This is a genomic window from Aliihoeflea sp. PC F10.4 (assembly GCF_054612275.1).
Genome location: NZ_JBTSWH010000001.1, coordinates 2,668,716 through 2,687,185, shown reverse-complemented (window position 1 = coordinate 2,687,185; position 18,470 = coordinate 2,668,716). Strand labels below are relative to the sequence as shown.

The 18,470-nt window shown below is 62.0% G+C and carries 16 protein-coding genes and 1 tRNA gene; 6 read left to right on the top strand and 11 right to left on the bottom strand.

Going from position 1 to position 18,470, the window contains the following annotated elements; genetic code table 11:
* The first annotated feature begins 81 nt into the window (after window positions 1–81).
* Together ACX82Z_RS13530 and paaG are read left to right on the top strand one after the other, a co-directional pair.
* Window positions 82–1,239, top strand: a complete 1,158-nt coding sequence (locus ACX82Z_RS13530; protein ID WP_459589534.1) for an Mrp/NBP35 family ATP-binding protein — start codon at window positions 82–84, stop codon at window positions 1,237–1,239.
* Window positions 1,240–1,258: 19 nt separating this feature from the next.
* On the top strand, window positions 1,259–2,059 hold the full coding sequence (paaG, locus tag ACX82Z_RS13525; RefSeq protein WP_459589532.1) for a 2-(1,2-epoxy-1,2-dihydrophenyl)acetyl-CoA isomerase PaaG: 801 nt from the start codon (window positions 1,259–1,261) through the stop codon (window positions 2,057–2,059).
* Window positions 2,060–2,066: 7 nt separating this feature from the next.
* Here paaG and ACX82Z_RS13520 read toward each other — a convergent pair whose 3' ends face one another.
* The gene (locus tag ACX82Z_RS13520; RefSeq protein WP_459589530.1) at window positions 2,067–2,537 is read right to left on the bottom strand and encodes an SRPBCC family protein; all 471 of its coding nucleotides are present in this window, start codon (window positions 2,535–2,537) and stop codon (window positions 2,067–2,069) included.
* Window positions 2,538–2,601: 64 nt separating this feature from the next.
* On the bottom strand, window positions 2,602–4,095 hold the full coding sequence (gene pdxR, locus ACX82Z_RS13515) for a MocR-like pyridoxine biosynthesis transcription factor PdxR (RefSeq protein ID WP_459589528.1): 1,494 nt from the start codon (window positions 4,093–4,095) through the stop codon (window positions 2,602–2,604).
* 199 nt (window positions 4,096–4,294) lie between these two features.
* Here pdxR and pgi point away from each other — a divergent pair, with 199 nt between their 5' ends.
* Together pgi and ACX82Z_RS13505 are read left to right on the top strand one after the other, a co-directional pair.
* Entirely contained in the window at window positions 4,295–5,917 is a 1,623-nt protein-coding gene (gene pgi / locus ACX82Z_RS13510) for a glucose-6-phosphate isomerase (protein ID WP_459589526.1), read from the top strand.
* Entirely contained in the window at window positions 5,917–6,624 is a 708-nt protein-coding gene (locus tag ACX82Z_RS13505; RefSeq protein WP_459589524.1) for an HAD family hydrolase, read from the top strand. Before pgi ends, ACX82Z_RS13505 begins: the two co-directional genes overlap by 1 nt.
* Before the next feature lie 63 nt (window positions 6,625–6,687).
* Here the strand turns inward: ACX82Z_RS13505 and ACX82Z_RS13500 are convergent, their stop codons facing one another.
* From ACX82Z_RS13500 to ACX82Z_RS13470, 7 genes are all read right to left on the bottom strand, one after another.
* Window positions 6,688–8,718 (bottom strand): long-chain-fatty-acid--CoA ligase, encoded by a 2,031-nt coding sequence (locus tag ACX82Z_RS13500; RefSeq protein WP_459589522.1) that lies wholly within the window; start codon window positions 8,716–8,718, stop codon window positions 6,688–6,690.
* Window positions 8,719–9,105: 387 nt separating this feature from the next.
* Window positions 9,106–9,657, bottom strand: coding sequence for a DUF924 family protein (locus tag ACX82Z_RS13495; protein WP_459589521.1), 552 nt, complete (start codon window positions 9,655–9,657; stop codon window positions 9,106–9,108).
* 84 nt (window positions 9,658–9,741) lie between these two features.
* Complete coding sequence (locus ACX82Z_RS13490) at window positions 9,742–10,740, bottom strand: ABC transporter ATP-binding protein (protein ID WP_459589519.1); 999 nt, start codon at window positions 10,738–10,740, stop codon at window positions 9,742–9,744.
* A complete protein-coding gene (locus tag ACX82Z_RS13485; protein WP_459589517.1) occupies window positions 10,737–11,714 on the bottom strand; it encodes an ABC transporter ATP-binding protein in 978 nt (325 codons plus the stop codon). The genes ACX82Z_RS13490 and ACX82Z_RS13485 overlap by 4 nt, the downstream gene beginning before the upstream one ends.
* A gap of 4 nt (window positions 11,715–11,718) precedes the next feature.
* Window positions 11,719–12,612, bottom strand: coding sequence for an ABC transporter permease (locus ACX82Z_RS13480; protein ID WP_459911793.1), 894 nt, complete (start codon window positions 12,610–12,612; stop codon window positions 11,719–11,721).
* A 94-nt stretch (window positions 12,613–12,706) separates the two neighbouring features.
* Complete coding sequence (locus tag ACX82Z_RS13475) at window positions 12,707–13,684, bottom strand: ABC transporter permease (protein WP_459589516.1); 978 nt, start codon at window positions 13,682–13,684, stop codon at window positions 12,707–12,709.
* Between the two features lie 234 nt (window positions 13,685–13,918).
* Entirely contained in the window at window positions 13,919–15,493 is a 1,575-nt protein-coding gene (locus ACX82Z_RS13470; RefSeq protein WP_459589514.1) for an ABC transporter substrate-binding protein, read from the bottom strand.
* 331 nt (window positions 15,494–15,824) lie between these two features.
* On the opposite strand from ACX82Z_RS13470, the gene ACX82Z_RS13465 reads away from it, so the two are divergent.
* On the top strand, window positions 15,825–16,367 hold the full coding sequence (locus ACX82Z_RS13465) for a BA14K family protein (RefSeq protein WP_459589513.1): 543 nt from the start codon (window positions 15,825–15,827) through the stop codon (window positions 16,365–16,367).
* Between the two features lie 54 nt (window positions 16,368–16,421).
* Here the strand turns inward: ACX82Z_RS13465 and ACX82Z_RS13460 are convergent, their stop codons facing one another.
* Complete coding sequence (locus tag ACX82Z_RS13460; RefSeq protein WP_459589511.1) at window positions 16,422–17,438, bottom strand: Ldh family oxidoreductase; 1,017 nt, start codon at window positions 17,436–17,438, stop codon at window positions 16,422–16,424.
* 126 nt (window positions 17,439–17,564) lie between these two features.
* Window positions 17,565–17,640 (bottom strand) — tRNA-Thr (locus ACX82Z_RS13455).
* A 237-nt stretch (window positions 17,641–17,877) separates the two neighbouring features.
* Here ACX82Z_RS13455 and ACX82Z_RS13450 point away from each other — a divergent pair.
* Entirely contained in the window at window positions 17,878–18,369 is a 492-nt protein-coding gene (locus tag ACX82Z_RS13450; RefSeq protein WP_459589510.1) for a (2Fe-2S)-binding protein, read from the top strand.
* Window positions 18,370–18,470 lie beyond the last annotated feature (101 nt).

The window sequence follows — 18,470 nt, the reverse complement described above, 5'->3', positions numbered from 1 at the left end:
AAAAATTCCCCGTCGTCTTCACTTGGTCGCGGCGGGCGAATGCCTTATCTGGAAACAAACCTCACGTGATGAAAGTGCTCCATGTCCCTGACCAAGGAAACAGTTCTCGAGGCGCTGAAGAGCGTCAAAGGTCCGGATTTCGAAGGTGACCTTGTCTCCCTCGGACTTATCTCGGACATTTTCATCGCCGATTCGAAGGTGTTCTTTTCCATCACGGTGCCGGCTGCACGCGCGCAGGAGCTCGAACCGTTGCGCGCCGCCGCCGAACGCGTCGTCAAGGCGATCCCCGGCGTTCTGGGAGCGGTCGTTGCGCTGACGGCCGAAAAGAAGGGCGGCGGCATGGAATCCGCCCCGCCGCGTCCTGCGCCCAAACCCGCACCGCGACCAGCAGCGGCGCCTACGCCGCCACCGTCGACGCAGTCGGGTCGTCGCGGCATTCCCGGCATCAAGGCGATCATCGCCGTCGCGTCCGGCAAGGGGGGGGTCGGCAAGTCGACGACCGCCGTCAATCTGTCGCTCGGTCTTGCCGCGCAGGGCCTGAAGGTCGGCGTGCTAGATGCGGACATCTACGGCCCCTCCATGCCGCGTCTGCTCGGCATTTCCGGCAAGCCGGAAACGGTCGACGGCAAGACGCTGAAGCCGATGGAGAATTACGGCCTCAAGGTCATGTCGATGGGCTTCCTCGTCGAAGAAGAAACGCCGATGATCTGGCGCGGGCCGATGGTGATGTCGGCCCTGACGCAGATGTTGCGCGAGGTGCAATGGGGCGAACTCGACGTTCTGGTGGTCGACATGCCGCCCGGCACCGGTGACGCCCAGTTGACGATGGCGCAGAACGTGCCGCTCGCCGGCGCGGTCATCGTTTCGACGCCGCAGGATCTGGCGCTGATCGACGCACGCAAGGGCCTGAATATGTTCAAAAAGGTCGACGTGCCGCTGCTCGGCATCGTGGAGAACATGAGCTACTTCATCGCGCCCGATACCGGCGCGCGTTACGACATCTTCGGCCATGGCGGGGCCGAGCGCGAAGCCGAACGGCTGGGAGTGCCGTTCCTCGGCGCGGTGCCGCTGACGATGGATGTCCGCGAGACGTCGGATGCGGGAACGCCGGTCGTCGTCTCGAATCCCGAAGGCGCGCAGGCGGCCGTCTATCGCGGGATCGCGGCGAAGGTCTGGCAGCGGCTTCAGGCCGAAACCGCCGCGTCGGAGGCCGCGACGCCGAAGATCGTGTTCGAATAGCAGATAAGGGGGAGGGGAAATGTCGGAAGATGTCGTCCTGATCGACAGGCGTGACGGCTATGCGATCATCACGTTGAACCGGCCGGACCGGTTGAATTCCTTCAATGTCGCGCAGCATGAAGCCTTGCGTGCCGCGCTCGACGGTTGCGCGAGCGATGCGGACTGCGGGGCGATCCTCCTGACCGGCGCGGGACGTGGCTTTTGCGCGGGTCAGGATCTTTCCGACCGCGACCCGAAGATGCTTGGCGACAATCCCGATCTCGGAGCGACGCTCGAAAAATTCTACAATCCGTTGGTGCGCAAGCTGCGCGCGATGGAAAAGCCGGTTATCTGCGCCGTCAACGGTGTTGCTGCGGGGGCAGGAGCGAACATCGCCTTTGCGTGCGACATCGTTCTGGCGGCGAAGTCGGCGAAGTTCATTCAGGCGTTCTCCAAAATCGGCCTCGTACCGGATGCCGGCGGGACGTACTGGCTCACCCGGCATCTGGGCGAGGCGCGTGCCAAGGCGCTCGCCATGACAGCCGAACCCTTGAGCGCTGAAGATGCGGCCGCATGGGGGCTGATCTGGAAGGCGGTGGATGACGACAAGCTTATGGAAGAGGCCGAAAAACTTGCCCGCCAGTTCGCCGATGGTCCGACGCGCGCTTATGCGCTGACCAAGCAGGCGATCCACGCCGCGTCCGTCAATTCGCTGGACGAACAGCTCGACGCCGAACGTGGCTTCCAGCGCGAGGCTGGCCTCTCTGCCGACTACAAGGAAGGCGTTGCCGCGTTTCTGGAAAAGCGCCCCGCCGATTTCCGGGGTGCGCGCAAAAAGTGAGCGTAGGTCAGGCGGGCGTGTCCGCCTCTTTTCCGCTCACCGTGGCGTTGAACTTGGAAAAGAACTCGCCGGCGAGCTTCTTCGAGGTCGAGGTGATGAGCCGGGAGCCGAGCTGCGCCATCTTGCCGCCGACATCGGCCTTTGCGGCATAGGTTAGGGTGGTTTTGCCGGGCTCGCCCTCGGTGAGCGTCACATCCGCGCCGCCCTTGGCGAAGCCCGCGATGCCGCCCTTGCCCTCGCCCTGAATCGTATAGGAATGCGGCGGGTTGAGGTTTTGAAGCTCGACCTGTCCGTTGAACTTCGCCTTGATCGGTCCGATCTTCAGCGAGACGACCGCAGCCATTTCGGTGTCGGAGTTCTTCTCAAGGCTCTCGCATCCGGGAATGCATTCTTTGAGGATTTCAGGATCGTTGAGCGCGGCCCACACGCGCTCGATTGGCGCGTCGATCTGCTCCTCACCTTCGATGATGACGGCCATGCGCGTATCTCCCCTTCGTCGTTTTCGTCAGGCGTAGCTTGGCCGCGCGGTCTTGTCCATCTGGTCAGGCCGCGACGGCTCGCCGTCCGGCTACCATGGCAAGTTCGCGAATGCCCGGTTCGACATGCTGGAGCCCAATCGACGAAATTCCGAGCCGCATGAAATGCGCGTTCTGTTCGGGACGGTCGAAGAACCGCGCGCCCTGCTCGATCAGAACGCCGCGCGCGGCCGCGTTTTCGGCGACGATATGCGTTTTGGTGCCTGGTGGCCCCTTCAGCCATAGCGAAGTTCCGCCGGGCGTTTCCGTCACGCGCCAGTCCGGCATATAGGTCGATACCGCCTGCGTCATCCGCTCGCGCCGTTCCTGAAACGCGCTCGAAAGCCGGCGCACCAGTGCCTCGTGATGTCCGAGCGACAGGAACAGGGCAACGGCGCGCTGGTTGTTTGCGGGCGGGTGGCGGAGCATGAAGCGGCGCAGCGCGCGCAACTCCGCAATCAGATCGGCCGATGCGACGATGTAGCCGAGCCGCAGACCCGGCGCGAGCGTCTTCGACATCGAGCCGACATAGACGACGCGGCCCGAGCGATCGAGACCGCGAAGCGCCTGTTGCGGGGCGTCGTCGACGAGTTGGCTGTCATATCCGTCCTCGATGATGATGCGGTCGTATTTCTGCGCATCGGCGAGGAGTTGCTGCCGGCGCTCGTCGGAGAGCGACACCATGGTCGGGCACTGGTGGCTGGGCGTGACGAACGCGAAGCCGCAATCGTCCGGTATCGCGCTCGGGTCGATACCGTCCGGGTCGACTGGCACCGGCACGACATCCGCGCCCGAAAGCCGGAAAATCGAGCGCGCGTCGGGATAGCCGGGATCTTCCATCGCGACCTTGGTGCCGCGCCCCATCAAAAGCGTTGCCAGCATGTAGAGCGCGTGCTGCGCGCCGAGCGTGACGATGATTTCGTCTGGATTGGCGAAAATGCCGCGCCTTGGCAAAAGCCGTGCCTGAATCTGCTCGATCAGAAGCGGGTCGTCCCGGTCGACCATGTCGGCCGCCCAGTTGCGGATTTCGAGAACGGCAAGCGCCATGCGGTTGCATTCGCGCCATTCGGCAGTCGGGAAGAGCCCCGGATCGAACTGGCCGTAGACGAACGGGTATGTCGCCTTGATCCAGTTCTCCTGTTTGGACGGCTCCGGCATTTCGGAAGCGGCGACCTTGCGCCGGCTTTTCCAGTCCAGCGCCGCATCGCCGCGCCGCAAGGTGCTGGGCGCGCGAGCCGGCGAGGTCAGCATTTCCGGATTGACGAAGTGGCCGCGCCGCTCCTTTGCGATGAGGAAGCCCTGATCGACGAGTTGCTGGAAGGCGAGGACGACCGTTCCGCGCGCGACGCCCAGTTTCTCGGCAAGCACACGGCACGACGGCAGCGGCATCGAGGCGGCGATCTGGCGATCCAAAATGGCTGCGACGATGGCCTGACGGATCTGCGCTTGCAGCGTCTGCCCGGATTCGGGAGAAATCCGGAACAGTCCGGACCAGATTGCGGGGTCGGTACGAGCAGCCATGGCAATATCCTTCACATGCGAACGAGCCTATGCCTCTGGTCCAGTCGCCGCAAGACTGGTCCAATCGATTGCGCCAATGATATTTTTTGATCGTTCCAGTAAGGAAAAACGATTGATCCTTTCGCGATCCGCACCGTCCTTGCGGCGGGCCGCATGCGCTGCTTTAACGAGGGCCGATTTGAAGATGGAGTCATCGCAAATGGCCGGACCCGATTTCACCGAAGCCCGCAATCGCATGCTGGAATATGTCGAACAGCGCGATCCGATGAATATGCGAGAGGCGTTCGCCGCCGATCCCGGACGCTTCGATGCGTTTTCGCTGAGGCTCGACGATCTTCTCCTCGATTATTCCAAATGCGCTGTCGACGCGGACACCGTCGACATGCTCGTCGGTCTGGCCCGTGCCGCGAAACTGGAAGCGCGGCGCGATGCGATGTTTGCAGGCGAGAAGATCAACATCACCGAAAACCGCGCGGTGCTTCATACGGCGCTTCGTCTGCCGCCAGACGCCTCACTTGTGCTGGACGGCGTCGATGTGGTGCCGCAGATTCACAGCGTGCTCGATGCGATGTCGGCCTTCGCAGATGAACTGCGTGCAGGACCCATCACCGACGTGATCAATATCGGCATCGGCGGGTCCGACCTCGGCCCGGCGATGGCGACATTGGCGCTCGCGCCATATCATGACGGCCCGCGCCTCCATTTCGTCTCCAATGTCGATGGCGCGCATATCGCCGATACGCTGAAAGGGCTCGATCCGAAGACCACCTTCGTCATCGTCGCATCGAAGACTTTCACGACGATCGAAACGATGACCAACGCGCAAACGGCGCGCAAATGGATCGCCGATGCGCTCGGGCCGGATGCCGTTTCCGATCACTTCGCCGCCGTCTCGACGGCGCTGGAAAAGGTCGATGCGTTCGGGATTCGCAAGGACCGCATCTTCGGCTTCTGGGACTGGGTCGGCGGTCGTTATTCGCTGTGGTCGGCCATCGGCTTGCCGATCATGGTCGCCGTCGGATCGGAAAATTTCCGCAAGCTGCTTTCCGGCGCGCATGCGGTGGACCGGCATTTTGCGACGGCGCCTCTGGCCGAAAACCTGCCGGTCATGCTTGGCCTTGTCGGCTGGTTCCACCGTGTCGCCTGCCGCTATCCGTCCCGCGCAATCATTCCGTACGATCAGCGCCTCGCGCGCCTGCCGGCCTATTTGCAGCAACTCGACATGGAATCGAACGGCAAGGGTGTCAGCCTCGACGGCGAGCCGGCCGCGACCGTCACCGGCCCCGTCGTCTGGGGCGAACCGGGCACCAATGGCCAGCATGCCTTCTTCCAGCTTCTGCATCAGGGTACGGACACCGTGCCCGTCGAATTCATGGTCGCGGCCGAAGGCCATGAGCCGGAATTGAAACATCAGCACGACCTGCTTCTGGCAAACTGCCTCGCGCAGTCGGAAGCGCTGATGAAGGGGCGGACGCTGGAGGAAGCGCGCGCGCAGATGCTGGCCAAGGGCATGGTGGAGAGCGAGGCGGAATCGATCGCACCGCACCGCGTTTTCGAGGGAAACCGGCCGTCGCTGACGATCCTTTACCGCAAGCTCGATCCGTTCACGCTCGGGCGACTGATCGCGCTTTACGAACATCGCGTATTCGTCGAGGCGCAGCTTTTCGACATCAACGCCTTTGACCAATGGGGTGTGGAACTGGGCAAGGAACTTGCCACCGGGCTATTGCCGGTCGTCGAAGGCAAGGAAAGCGCGAAGGGTCATGACGGTTCGACGGCGGGTCTTGTCGCCGCCATCCAGAACCTCCGCGGGAACGCATAATGGCGATCAAGGCGATTCTCTTCGACAAGGACGGCACGCTCGTCGACTTCAACGCCACGTGGTTCGCGGTTGCTGACCGGCTCGCAATGGAGGCGGCAGGCGGCGACAGGGCAGGCGCGAATGCGCTTCTGGAGCGTACCGGTTATGATTTCGCCAGCGGAAGATTTCGCGCCGATTCCGTCTTTGCGGCCGGCACCAATGCCGAAATCGTCGACATGTGGTATCCGGATGCCGACGTCAGCGAACGCCGCGAACGCATCGGCCATTTCGACGTCGTGACCGCCAGCGAAGGTACAGCCCGTGCGGTACCGCTGCCCGGTGTTCTCGATGCACTTGCGACTTTGCATCGGCAAGGCATGCGCTTGGCGGTTGCGACCAACGATTCCACACAAGGAGCCGAGCGAACCCTCGTGACGCTGGGTGTTTCCCAGCTTTTCGAGGCGGCCTATGGATATGACGCCGTCGCCAATCCCAAACCGGCGCCTGACGTGATCATCGCCTTTTCGGACATGACGGGTCTGAAGCCGTCGGAAATCGCCATGGTCGGCGACAACAATCACGACATGGAAACGGGACGGGCGGCGGGCGCAGGCTTGCGTGTCGCGGTTTTGAGCGGGACGGGAACGCGAGCGACGCTGGAACCGCTCGCTCACGTCGTGCTGGATTCGATCGCGGACCTGCCCGCATATTTCAACGGTCGCGGCTGATGCCTCGCTCTCAACCTTGGGAGCAATGAACAAAAAGGCCCGCTTGCGCGGGCCTTTTGACGTTCAACGCAATTCGCGTCGAAGAATTTTACCGACATTGGTCTTCGGCAATTCCTTGCGGAATTCGACGTGCTTGGGCCGTTTGTAACCGGTCAGCTTGTCGCGCGTGAAATCGATGATTTCCTTTTCCGTCAGCTTCTCGTCCTTCTTGACGACGAAGAGCTTGGGAACTTCGCCCGAATGCTCGTCCGGAACGCCGACTGCGGCGACTTCGAGGACGCCCGGATGCTCGGCGACGACTTCCTCGATCTCATTCGGATAGACGTTGAAGCCGGAAACGAGGATCATGTCCTTCTTGCGGTCGACGATCTTCACAAAGCCCTTGTCGTCCATGTAGCCCATGTCGCCGGACTTGAAGAAGCCGTCCGAGGTCATGACCTTGGCGGTCTCGTCGGGACGGTTCCAGTAGCCGGCCATGATCTGCGGGCCGCGAATGCAGATTTCACCGACCTCGCCGAGCGGCAGGTCGTTGCCTTCCTCGTCGCGGATTACAACTTCCGTCGATGGAATCGGCAGGCCGATCGTGCCGGAAAACTCGTCGGCGTCGAACGGGTTCGCAGTCGCGACGGGCGAGGTTTCGGAAAGGCCGTAGCCTTCGGCGATCGTAATACCCGTCAGCTTCTTCCAGCGGTCCGCGACCGGGCGCTGGACGGCCATGCCGCCGCCGAATGTGAGCACAAGCGGCTTGAAGTCAAGCTTCTGGAAATCGGCATTGTTCAAAAGCGCGTTGAACAGCGTGTTAAGGCCGGGGAAGACGTGGAAAGGCGTCTTCTGCAACTCCTTCACGAAGGCGGGAATATCACGCGGGTTCGGGATGAGCAGGTTCTGCGCGCCCTGCTGCATGCCCATCAGCGCGTTCACCGTCAGCGCGTAGATATGGTAAAGCGGCAGCGCGCAGATATAGACGACATCCGCCGGCTTCTTCTTTTTGGTGTAGGCGGCCTGCACCCAAAGCGCGTTCTGCGCGACATTGGCGAGAACGTTCTTGTGCGTCAGCGTCGCGCCTTTCGAAACGCCGGTCGTACCGCCCGTATATTGCAGGAAAGCGATGTCGTCCTGGCCGACATCGATCTTGCGGAAGGTCTTCGACGCACCCTGCTTGAGCGCATCGTTGAACGCGACGTGACCGGGCAGCGACCAGGCCGGCACCATCTTCTTCACCCGGCGCACGACCAAGTTGACGACAAAGCCCTTGAGGCCGAGCCGGTCGCCCATCGAGGCGACGACGACATGCTTGATCTTGGTGCGGCCAATGACGGCCTGAAGCGTGGCGGCGAAGTTTTCGAGGATGATGATCGCTTCGGCACCCGAATCGTTGAGCTGGTGCTCGAGTTCGCGCGGCGTATAAAGCGGATTGACGTTGACGACCGTATAGCCGGCCCGCAGCACCGCCATCATCGCGATGGGATATTGCAGAACGTTCGGCATCATGATCGCGACGCGTGCGCCCTTCGAAAGACCTTTTGACTGGAGATAGGCGGCGAAGGCGGCTGACTGCTTTTCAAGGTCGGCGAAAGTCAGCGACTTGCCCATCGAGGTGAAGGCGGGCTTGTTGCCGTATTTGCGACAGGAATCGACCATCAGGTCGCCGAGCGACTGGTATTCGAGCGGCGCGATCTCGCCGGGTACGCCCTTGGGATAGCTGGCGAGCCATGGCTTGTCCGCCTTGGTTTTCGCTTTTGCCGCGGCGGGCTGCGGCGCTGCGGCCGCCGTCTCGGTGGATGCCTTTGCAGGGGCGGTTGCGCTCGCCTTCGGCTTTGCGGCGGTCGGCTTTTTGGCGGCAGGTTTTTTCGCCGCCGGTTTCTTTTCGGCTGCGGCTGCGGGGGCCTTCACGGTTGCCTGCTTGGCCGTTTCTTTCGCCGGAGCCTTTGCCGGAGCGCTCTTCGATGCAGTTGCCTTCGCAGCAGCCGGCTTCGCTGCGCCATTCGTCTTCGCCTTGGTCGCAGGCTTTGCAGCAGCGGCCGGCTTCGCCTTCGGCGCGGGGGCGCTTTCGGTTGTCCTCGGTGCTGCGACCTTGGCGGCAGCGGTCTTCACAGGGACGGTCTTGGCAGGAGCTTTCGCAGCCGATGCCGGCTTCGTTGCAGGCGTTTTCGGCTTGGCGGCGGCTTTCGGTTTGGCCGTTGCTTTCGGCTTTTCGGCGGTTGCTGCTTTTGCAGTGGTTTTTTTAGCGGGGGCCGGCTTTTTTGCCGCCGGCTTCTTTTCTTCCGTTGCCGCGCTTGTCGTCTTTTCGCTCGCCTTGGCCAAATCGTCCTCCTGGGATTGTCGGGGTGGCGGCGGGTTGATCCGCGACGTGTCGGCCTTCATACGTGCCGCTCACGAAATTTGCGGATGCCCGCCCGCATCCCCAGAAAATTATTACCGGTGCCTATCTAGGGCCACAATTCGCCATGGTGCAAGCCATCGGCGCGAGCAATGCACGTCCTACTGGCCGTAACCGGCGTGACCTTCGATGAATTTTTCCTCCGCTTCCGTCGTTTCGCGCCCGAGCGGCTTGTTGCGATGAGGAAACCGGCCGAATTCCTGAACGATGTCGCGATGTTCGATCGCGTATTTCAGGCCGTCTTCGTCGTTGAGCGAGCGGAAGAGATCGACACAGCGCTCCTGATCGGCGGTGATCTCGGAATGCATGAACGGCATGTAGAGAAACTGCTTCTCCTCGGCGGTAAGGCCGTGGTCGTACTGCTGTTCCACCGCATTGCGCGCGATTTCGATCGCGACATTGTCGGTGCCGAAGGCGGCTGCGCTGCCGCGAAACATGTTGCGCGGGAACTGGTCGAACACGATGATCGCGGCGAGCGCCGTGCGCGCATCGTCGATCGATCGCTGATCGAAGCCGACCCTCAGTTCTTCATAAAGATCGGCAAAGCGCGCGCGGATTTTTTCATCGAGTTCAGGTCCGCCGCCGAACCAGTCTTCGCGTGTCAGTTCTCCAAACCAGAAATTCAGGACATTATCCTGCCAGCCGTCTTTCATGTCGCATCCCTTTTGATTTTTGGAAGATGGCGCTCGCGCGCCGATCTTCGGGGCATAAAGCGTGTATGTGACACTGATATAGTGTCAGATACGGCCTTCCTCGACCCCGTGACACGCAGTCTCGCCTTCCCCGTTCCAAAGGAGCTGCGGGATTTCCTCTTTGCAACGCTGATTGGCGAAGGGGCAGCGCGGATGGAAGGCGCAGCCCGAAGGCGGATTGATCGGGTTTGGGATTTCGCCCTCCACCTTCTTGCGCTTGCGGCCCGTCATTTCGAGATCGGGAACGGCGTCGAGCAGCATGCGCGTATAGGGGTGGCGCGGCTTGGCAAAAAGCGTCTTCGAATCCGCAACCTCGGCGAGGCGGCCGAGATAAAGAACGCCGATCCGGTTCGCCATGTGGCGCACGACCGAAAGATCGTGACTGATGAAGAGGAATGTCAGGCCGAATTCGTCCTGAAGATCCTTCATCAAATTGAGGATCTGCGCCTGCACCGAAACGTCGAGCGCGGAAGTCGGCTCGTCGCACACGATGAAGTCGGGACGCGCGGCGAGCGCACGCGCGATGGCGACACGCTGGCGCTGGCCGCCCGAAAACTCGTGTGGGAATTTCACGCCGTCTTCCGGCGAAAGACCGACGAGCGTCAAAAGCTCGCCGACGCGCGCGCGGCGTTCCTTCGACGACTTGCCGCCTTCGAACACTTTCAGCGGTTCGCCGATGATGTCGGTCACGCGCCAGCGAGGATTGAGGCTGGCGAACGGGTCCTGAAAGATCATCTGGAAGCGGCGGCGCAGACGACGGGCTTCGCCGCCCTTGAGGCCATTCTTCAGCGACTTTCCGTCGAAATGGATATCGCCTTCGCTCGGATCAAGCAGGCCGACGATCAGCCGTGCGATGGTCGATTTGCCCGAGCCGGATTCGCCGACCAGCGCCAGCGTCTCGCCCTTTTCGATGCGGAACGTGACGTCGTCGACGGCGCGCACATAGGCTTTTTCGGACCGCTCGATGACGCGGTTCAGCCACGGCTTCGATACATCGAAACGGCGCGAGAGATTGTTGACTTCAACGAGTGGGGTATCGGTCATGCGGCTTGCTCCTCGGGCGCATGAAGCCAGCAGGCGACGCGCCGGGTGCCCGATGCGATCGGGTCGGGGCGTTCGATGCGGCAGCGGTCGAAGACGTGCGGGCAGCGCGGATTGAAGGCGCAGCCCTGCGGAATGGCCGACAGGCGGGGCATCGATCCGGGAATCTGCGTCAGGCGATCAGAATCCGTAGCGAGCGTCGGGATCGAGCCCATCAGCCCGGCGGTATAGGGGTGCTTGGCTTCGAGAATGACGTCACGCACGGGGCCGATTTCAGCGATACGCCCGGCATACATGACCGCCACGCGGTCGGCCGTCTCGGCGATGACGCCCATGTCGTGGGTGATCAGCATGATCGCCGCGCCGTATTCGGCGCACATGTTCTTCATCACGTCGATGATCTGTGCCTGCACGGAAACATCGAGCGCGGTCGTCGGCTCGTCGGCGATGACGAGGTCAGGGTCCGCGCACAGCGCAAGCGCGATGACGACGCGCTGGCGCATGCCGCCGGAGAACTGGTGCGGATAGTCGTCGATGCGGCGATCCGCTGCCGGAATGCCGACATCGTCGAGAAGCTTGATCGCCCGCTTGCGCGCGTCGGAGGCCGACAGCGGCATATGGGTGCGGATCGTCTCTATGAGTTGCTCGGCGATCGTATAGAGCGGGTTGAGCGAGGTCAGCGGGTCCTGAAAGACCATGCCGATCCGCTTGCCGCGATACCGGCGCAACTTTTCGGGCGACAGATTGTCGATCCGTTCGCCCTTGAGCAGGATTTCGCCGGACGAAATGCGTCCAGGCGGTGCGATGAGGCCGATGATAGCCGAACCGGTCATCGACTTGCCTGCACCGGATTCGCCCACCACGCCGAGCACTTCGCCCGGCGCGATGTCGAAGGAGATGTCGTCCACTGCCGTCAAGAGCCCACGGCGAGTGGGAAACTGGACGGAGAGATTTCTGACGGAAAGTGCGGGTTCCATGCGCTTACCTCAGCCTTGGGTTGAGCGCGTCGCGCAGCCAGTCGCCCAGAAGGTTGACCGAGAGCGCGAGCAGGACGAGCGTGACGGAGGGGAACAGAAGGATCCACCATTCGCCGGAGAAGAGATATTGCTGGCCGATGCGGATCAGCGTCCCCAGCGATGGCTGGGTCGGCGGCACGCCGACGCCGAGGAACGACAGCGTAGCCTCCTCGATGATGGCGAGCGCCAGGCCGATCGTGGCGATGACGAGCACCGGGCCGGTGACGTTCGGCAGGACGTGACGAGCCAGGATCACGATCGGATGGACGCCCATGATGCGGGCGGCCGAGACATAGTCCTTCTGACGCTCCACCATCGTAGCGCCGCGCACCGTACGGGCGAACTGCGCCCAGTTGGCAAGGCCGATGGCGATGATCAGCACGTAGACGGCCATGCCTTCCTGCTGCGAGGGCGGGATGACGCCGCGTGCGATGCCGAAGATCAAAAGCGCGATCAGGATCGCCGGAAACGAGAGCTGAACGTCTGCAACGCGCATGATGACCGCGTCCGCCGTGCCGCCCTGATAGCCGGCGACGAGACCGAGCGAGATGCCAATGACCATCGCGAACAAGGTCGCCGAAAAGCCGACGAACAGCGAAACGCGCGAGCCGTAGAGGATGGTCGAGAAGACGTCGCGGCCCTGATTATCCGTGCCGAGCAGGTAGTAATTGCCCATGCGCGATTCGGAGAAGGGTGGGGTGAAGCCGTCCATCAGGTTGAGCGAGGCCGGATTGAACGGGTTGTAGGGCGCGATCCATGGCGCAAGCAGCGCCGCGCCGACGATCACCAGAACGACGATCGAGGCGATGATCGTCACCGGCGAACGGCGATAGGAATAGAAGATGTCGCTGTCCCACATCCGGTAAAGGCGGCCGGGGGGCTTGGGCGGCAGGACGACTTCGCCTTCGGAGGCAGCCGCCAGCTTCAGATCTGGTTGGGTGTTGGCCATGGGATCACCGTTTCCCGGTGCCCACGCGCAAGCGCGGGTCGACCGTGTAATAGAGAATGTCGACGATGAGGTTGATGACGACGAACACGAAGGCGATGAACATCAGGTAGGCGGCCATCACCGGCACGTCGACGACCTGCACGGACTGGATGAAGAGCGAGCCGACGCCGGGCCACTGGAACACCGTTTCCGTCACGATCGCGAACGCGATGACGGAGCCGAGCTGAAGGCCCGTGATCGTGATGACGGGAACGAGCGTGTTCTTCAGCGCATGGCCGAAATTGATCGCCCGGTCGGTCAGCCCGCGCGCGCGGGCAAAGCGAATATAGTCGGCCCGCAGCACTTCCATCATCTCGGCGCGTACGAGGCGCATGATGAGCGTCAACTGGAAGAGCGAGAGCGTGATGGCCGGCAGGATCAGCGAGCGCAAACCGGATTCGGTCAAAAGGCCGGTTCGCCAGCCGCCGACCATGACGGTCGTCCCGCGTCCGAACGAAGGCAGCCACCCAAGCTCGACGGCGAAGACGTAGATCAGGCCGATACCGATCAGGAAGGTCGGCAGCGAGACGCCGGCGAGCGACAACGTCATCACCGTTGCCGAAACCGGCGATTTGGGCTTGAGCGCGGTATAGACGCCGAAGAAAACGCCGAAGACGAGCGCGATCAACGCGGAGGCGAAGGCCAGTTCGATCGTCGCGGGCAGGCGTTCCAGGATGAGGCGTGTGACTGGCTCCTGCAAGCGATAGGAGATGCCGAAATTGCCCTGCACGGCGTTGCCGATGAAGGTCGCGAACTGGATGTAGAAGGGATCGTTCAGCCCGAGCCTGTCGCGCATCGCCTCGCGGTCGGCAAGGCGCATGTCCTGACCGACCATGGATTCGATCGGGTCGCCGACATAGCGAAAGACGAGAAACGCGACGAGCGAAACCGCAAGCATCACGATGATGGATTGAAGCAGGCGCCTTATGACAAATGCTGTCATTGGGTTTTTCTCCGGAACGGTTCGGCATCGCGCTTTGGTTGGAACGCACGCCTTCCGATGGTCGGTAAGAATGTTGGCGGCGCTTCGGACAGTTGACGCAAGAACCACGCCAGCCCCAAGAAGCCGCAAAGGGCGCCCTTTAGACTGTCGTTCGTGCGATAATCAAGCCCGGAATGCCAATCCGCCGCGCAATTGCTTGCGCGGCGGGCTGCACGTTTAACAATGTTGCGCCGATTACTCGGAGATCGTCACATTCGCCATGTTCGGCTGGTTTTCCGGATGCACGTCGACGTTGAATTTCGACTGGGTCGCATAGGAAAGAAGCTGATTGTGGATCGGCAGGAGGACGCGGTCTTCCTGTACCTGTGCCCAGATTTCCGCAATCGTGGCGTCACGGGCTTCCAGATCGGTCTGGGTGCCGAGCGACTCGATCTTCTCGTCCAGTTCCGGGTTCGAGTAGCCGCTCGGGTTGTAGGCGCCGTAATCGCCTTCCTGCGTGTGGATCAGGTCGTTGAAGATATACGCCGAATCGAACGTCGGAACGCCCCAGCCGAGCAGGTAGAACTCGGTGTTGTTGCCGGTGATCAGCGGCGAGTGCTGCGCGACCGGACGCGAGGCGAGCGTGACGCGAATGCCGATCTGGCCGAGCATGCCAACAACCGCCTGGCTGATCGCCTCGTCGTTGACGTAGCGGTTGTTCGGCGTGTCGAGCGTGATGGTGAAGCCGTTCTCGTAGCCGGCTTCGGTCATCAGTTCGCGTGCGCGCTCGATATCCGGAGCCGGATAGGCGTCGAGCTCTTCCGTCCAGCCATTGACGAAGGGCGGCATGGCGACGCCGGCCGGCAACGAGTTGCCGCGCATGACGACTTCCTTGATCGCGTCGCGATCGACGGCAAGCGCCATGGCTTCACGAACCAGCGGATTGGAGATCGGGTTGACGTCGGTGATGTCCGAGCTCGTCAGCGGCTCTTCGCTCACCTTGTAGCCGAAATAGATGATGCGGTTCTCTGGTCCGTTGGTGACCGTGATGCCGTCGGTCTGCGACAGGCGGCCGATATCCTGCACCGGAACGTCCTGCACGAAGTCGACTTCGCCCGAAAGAAGGGCCGCGACGCGCGTCGCGGGGTCTGCGATCGGCGTGTAGACGATTTCGGTCACGGCCGGCTCGTCGCCCCAGTGATCCGGGTTCACTTCGAGAACCGAGCGTACGCCCACTTCGCGCGAAACGAGCTTGTAGGGGCCGGTACCGTTGGTGTTGCGCACGGCGTAATTGTCTTCGCCGCCGGCATAATCCTGAACCTCGACGACGTCGTTGGCTTCCGACCAGGTCTTGTCCATCATGAACGTGTTGGTCAGGTTGTTGGGATAAAGCGGGCTCGGGCCGGCCATCTTCACTTCGACCGTGAGGTCGTCGACGGCCGTCACGCTCTCCACGTCGGCGTGAAGCTGGCGCATGTTGGAGCGCTCCGAACGGGCGCGATCGAGCGAGAAGACAACGTCTTCGGCGGTGAACTCGGCGCCGTCATGGAAGGTAACGCCTTCACGCAGCGTGAAGACCCAGGTCGTGTCATCGCCTTCCTTGAGCGCCCATTCGGTCGCAAGGCGCGGGATGAGCGTGCCTTCGGTGTCGCGCCAGACGAGCGTCTCGTAGATGTGATGCGCGAACGTATGGGTCGTGCCCTCGTTCTGCGAATGCGGGTCGAGCGTCAGCGCGTCGGCGCCGCGTGCCCAGCGGATGGTTTCGGCAGATGCCGGCATGGCGCTTGCCGCGATAGCCAAAATGCTGGCCGTCAGGATCAGTTTACGCATGGTTGCTCCCATATATTGTTTTGAGCGTCCCCGTGTTGGCGGATTTTTCCGCCCACGATTGGCGCGTACCATAAAAGACGCGTTCTGGATTGGGAAGCGGGCCAAAACGCTTTGATCAGGGAGCGTAAATGACGTTGCGGTAACAAGTCATCGCGCAGTCTAGCGCGTAATGCTCATGCAATTCTTCTCGCCTACCTGCAGACACGAGAAGCAGTCACGATCCATGTCCAGCATATCGGACATTACGGATTTTTCATGTTCCAGTTCATGTCTGGTTCATGCGGGAACCAACAAGATGGTGGTGCGTCTTGAAGACAAAGGAGTTTGAGCCATGAAGAGATTTCTTTCGATCATCTGTGCGTCGACGATCGCGTTGACGGGTATCGCGGCTACGAGCGCGCCCTCGATCGCGGCACCGGCCCTTGCGCGCAGCGTCGATGTGGGCACGACGAACGCTAATGTGGTGGACGTCCAGTATCGCGGCGACCGCTGGGATCGTCGTCAGGAGCGCCGCTGGGACCGTCAGGAGCGTCGTATCGAGCGCCGACTGGATCGCCGCGATGCACGCCGCGGCTTCTACCGTGATCGCGGCTATAGCTATTACAATGGCCATCGCGGCTATCGCGACCGCCGGGCAGGCTATCGCCAGCACAATGGCTACTGGTTCCCCGCTGCAGCCTTCATTGCTGGCGCGATCGTCGGCGGTGCCGTTTCGCAGCCCGCGCCCCCGCAGCGCGTGATCGTGCGTCCGGGGCGTCTTTCGCAGGCGCATGTAGACTGGTGCTACGGCCAGTACCGTTCGTACCGGGCTTCGGACAACACCTTCCAGCCCTATAACGGTCCGCGCCGCGCCTGCTCGTCGCCTTACGGCTGATCTGCGCTTCACGACGAAAACAAAGGGCGCTCTAGGGCCGCCCTTTTTTATGTGTCAGCCGGTCTTTGAAGCGGAAAGCAGGAAATCCAGGTCATCCTGCGCGATCGCAATGCCTTCGGTTTTCGCCCGTTCGCGCTGAAGCAGACGCTTGTCGCCCGGAAGGCGCGGATCGCCGGCCTCCTTCACCAGATCGAGAAGCATGTCCGCCCGCGCTGCAAATGGCGCGATGCCGTCCGCGCCCCGGGCCGGGTCGATGAGGATGATCGTCTGGCCGGTGCAGGGCGTCTGCGCGCCCGGATGCTGGCTCCAGTCGACCTCGTATGAAAACTTCCCGCCGGTCAGCGCGGCGCATAAAAGTTCGACCATCATGGCGATGGCCGAGCCTTTATGTGCGCCGAAGGTAAGCAGCGAGCCGCCAGACAGGATCGCTTCCGGGTCGGTGGTCGGATTACCGTCCGCATCGATGCCGACGCCGAGCGGTACGGACCGGCCCTCGCGTGCGGCGACCTTGAGATCGCCATGCGCCATGGTGGAGGTGGCAAGATCGAACAACACAGGCGGAGCCGAAGCGCGCGGGGCGGCAAAGGCGATCGGATTGGTGCCGTAGACAGGCTTTTTCGCACCATGCGGCGCGACGACGGCCATCGAGTTGACGACCGACAGCGCGACGAAGCCGTCTTCTGCAAAGGGTTCGATGTCGGGATAGAGCGCGGCGAGGTGATGCGAGTTCCGGATCGCAAGAATTGCGATGCCGGCTTCGCGTGCGGCCTGTTTGAACTCGTCGCGCGCGTCAGCCAGCGCCACCTGCGCGAAGCCGTTTTTCGCGTCGACACGCAGGAATGCCGGACCGACCCGCTCCACGACGGGCTTGGCCTTGCCGTCGACCCAGCCGCTGGCAAGCGAACTGACATAGCCGCGCATGCGAAAGACGCCGTGGCTCTTGCTGCCGTCTCTTTGCGCGGATGCGCAGTTTTCGGAAAGGATGCCGGCCACTTTCGCCGAGCAGCCGCTGGCGAGAAAGATATCGCGCAAAAGCGTCTGCAACTCGTCGTAGCTCAATGTCGTGGTCATTGCCTGCCTTCCCCGTTCCGTACCCGTTCGATGGCCTCGAAACTCTCATGTATCATGAGCGGCGGCCATTATTACTGCGAAAGGCAACGCGTTTGCCGTGTCGGGTATTTGCAGTTTGGGTGAAAGTGGTGCCGCTTAGGTGACTCGAACACCTGACCCCATCATTACGAATGATGTGCTCTACCAACTGAGCTAAAGCGGCCCATCGGGTCGTCAAAAGGCGACGCCCGGAAGCGAGCGCTTGATAACTTCATCGCGTTTCAAATTCAAGCGCCTTTCGAACGCAAACTCCGGCGAATTGTCTTCTCTTGGGCAAGAAACGGTGTCGGCGATGTGATGACGCTACGGCCGCGCGTTTCGCGCGCGCCATGGACTCTTTCGAAAGCTGCGTTAGAGTTTCCTTGATTGTCGCTCGACAACAGCAATCGGAGGAGCACGCATGTCGGATGTTTCAATGGTCGTGAATGGCCGCAAGGTTGCGGGCAACGTGGAGGATCGAACGCTGCTCGTCCAGTATCTGCGCGAAAATCTCGGACTGACCGGCACGCATGTCGGCTGCGACACGTCACAATGCGGCGCGTGCGTCGTCCATATGGACGGCAAGGCGATCAAATCGTGCTCGATCCTGGCGGTTCAGGCGTCCGGCTCGCAAATCACCACGATCGAAGGGTTGGCTCCCGGCGCGGACCTTCACCCGATGCAGGCCGCCTTCAAGGAGCATCACGGGCTGCAATGCGGCTTTTGCACGCCCGGCATGATCATGACGGCGGTGGATATGGTGCGCCGCCATCCCGAGGGGCTGGACGAGAAGACCGTCCGCACCGACCTCGAAGGCAATATCTGCCGCTGCACTGGCTACCACAACATCGTCAAGTCGGTGCTGGCCGGCGCCGAAGCGATGTCGGGCAAGGTGGAAACGAAAGCGGCTTGAACAACGGGAGTAGGGCAGTAGGGCACTAAGGCAGTAGGGAAACGTACCGAAGCCGATTCACCTACTGCCTTAATGCCTTACTCCCTTACTGCCCTGATTTT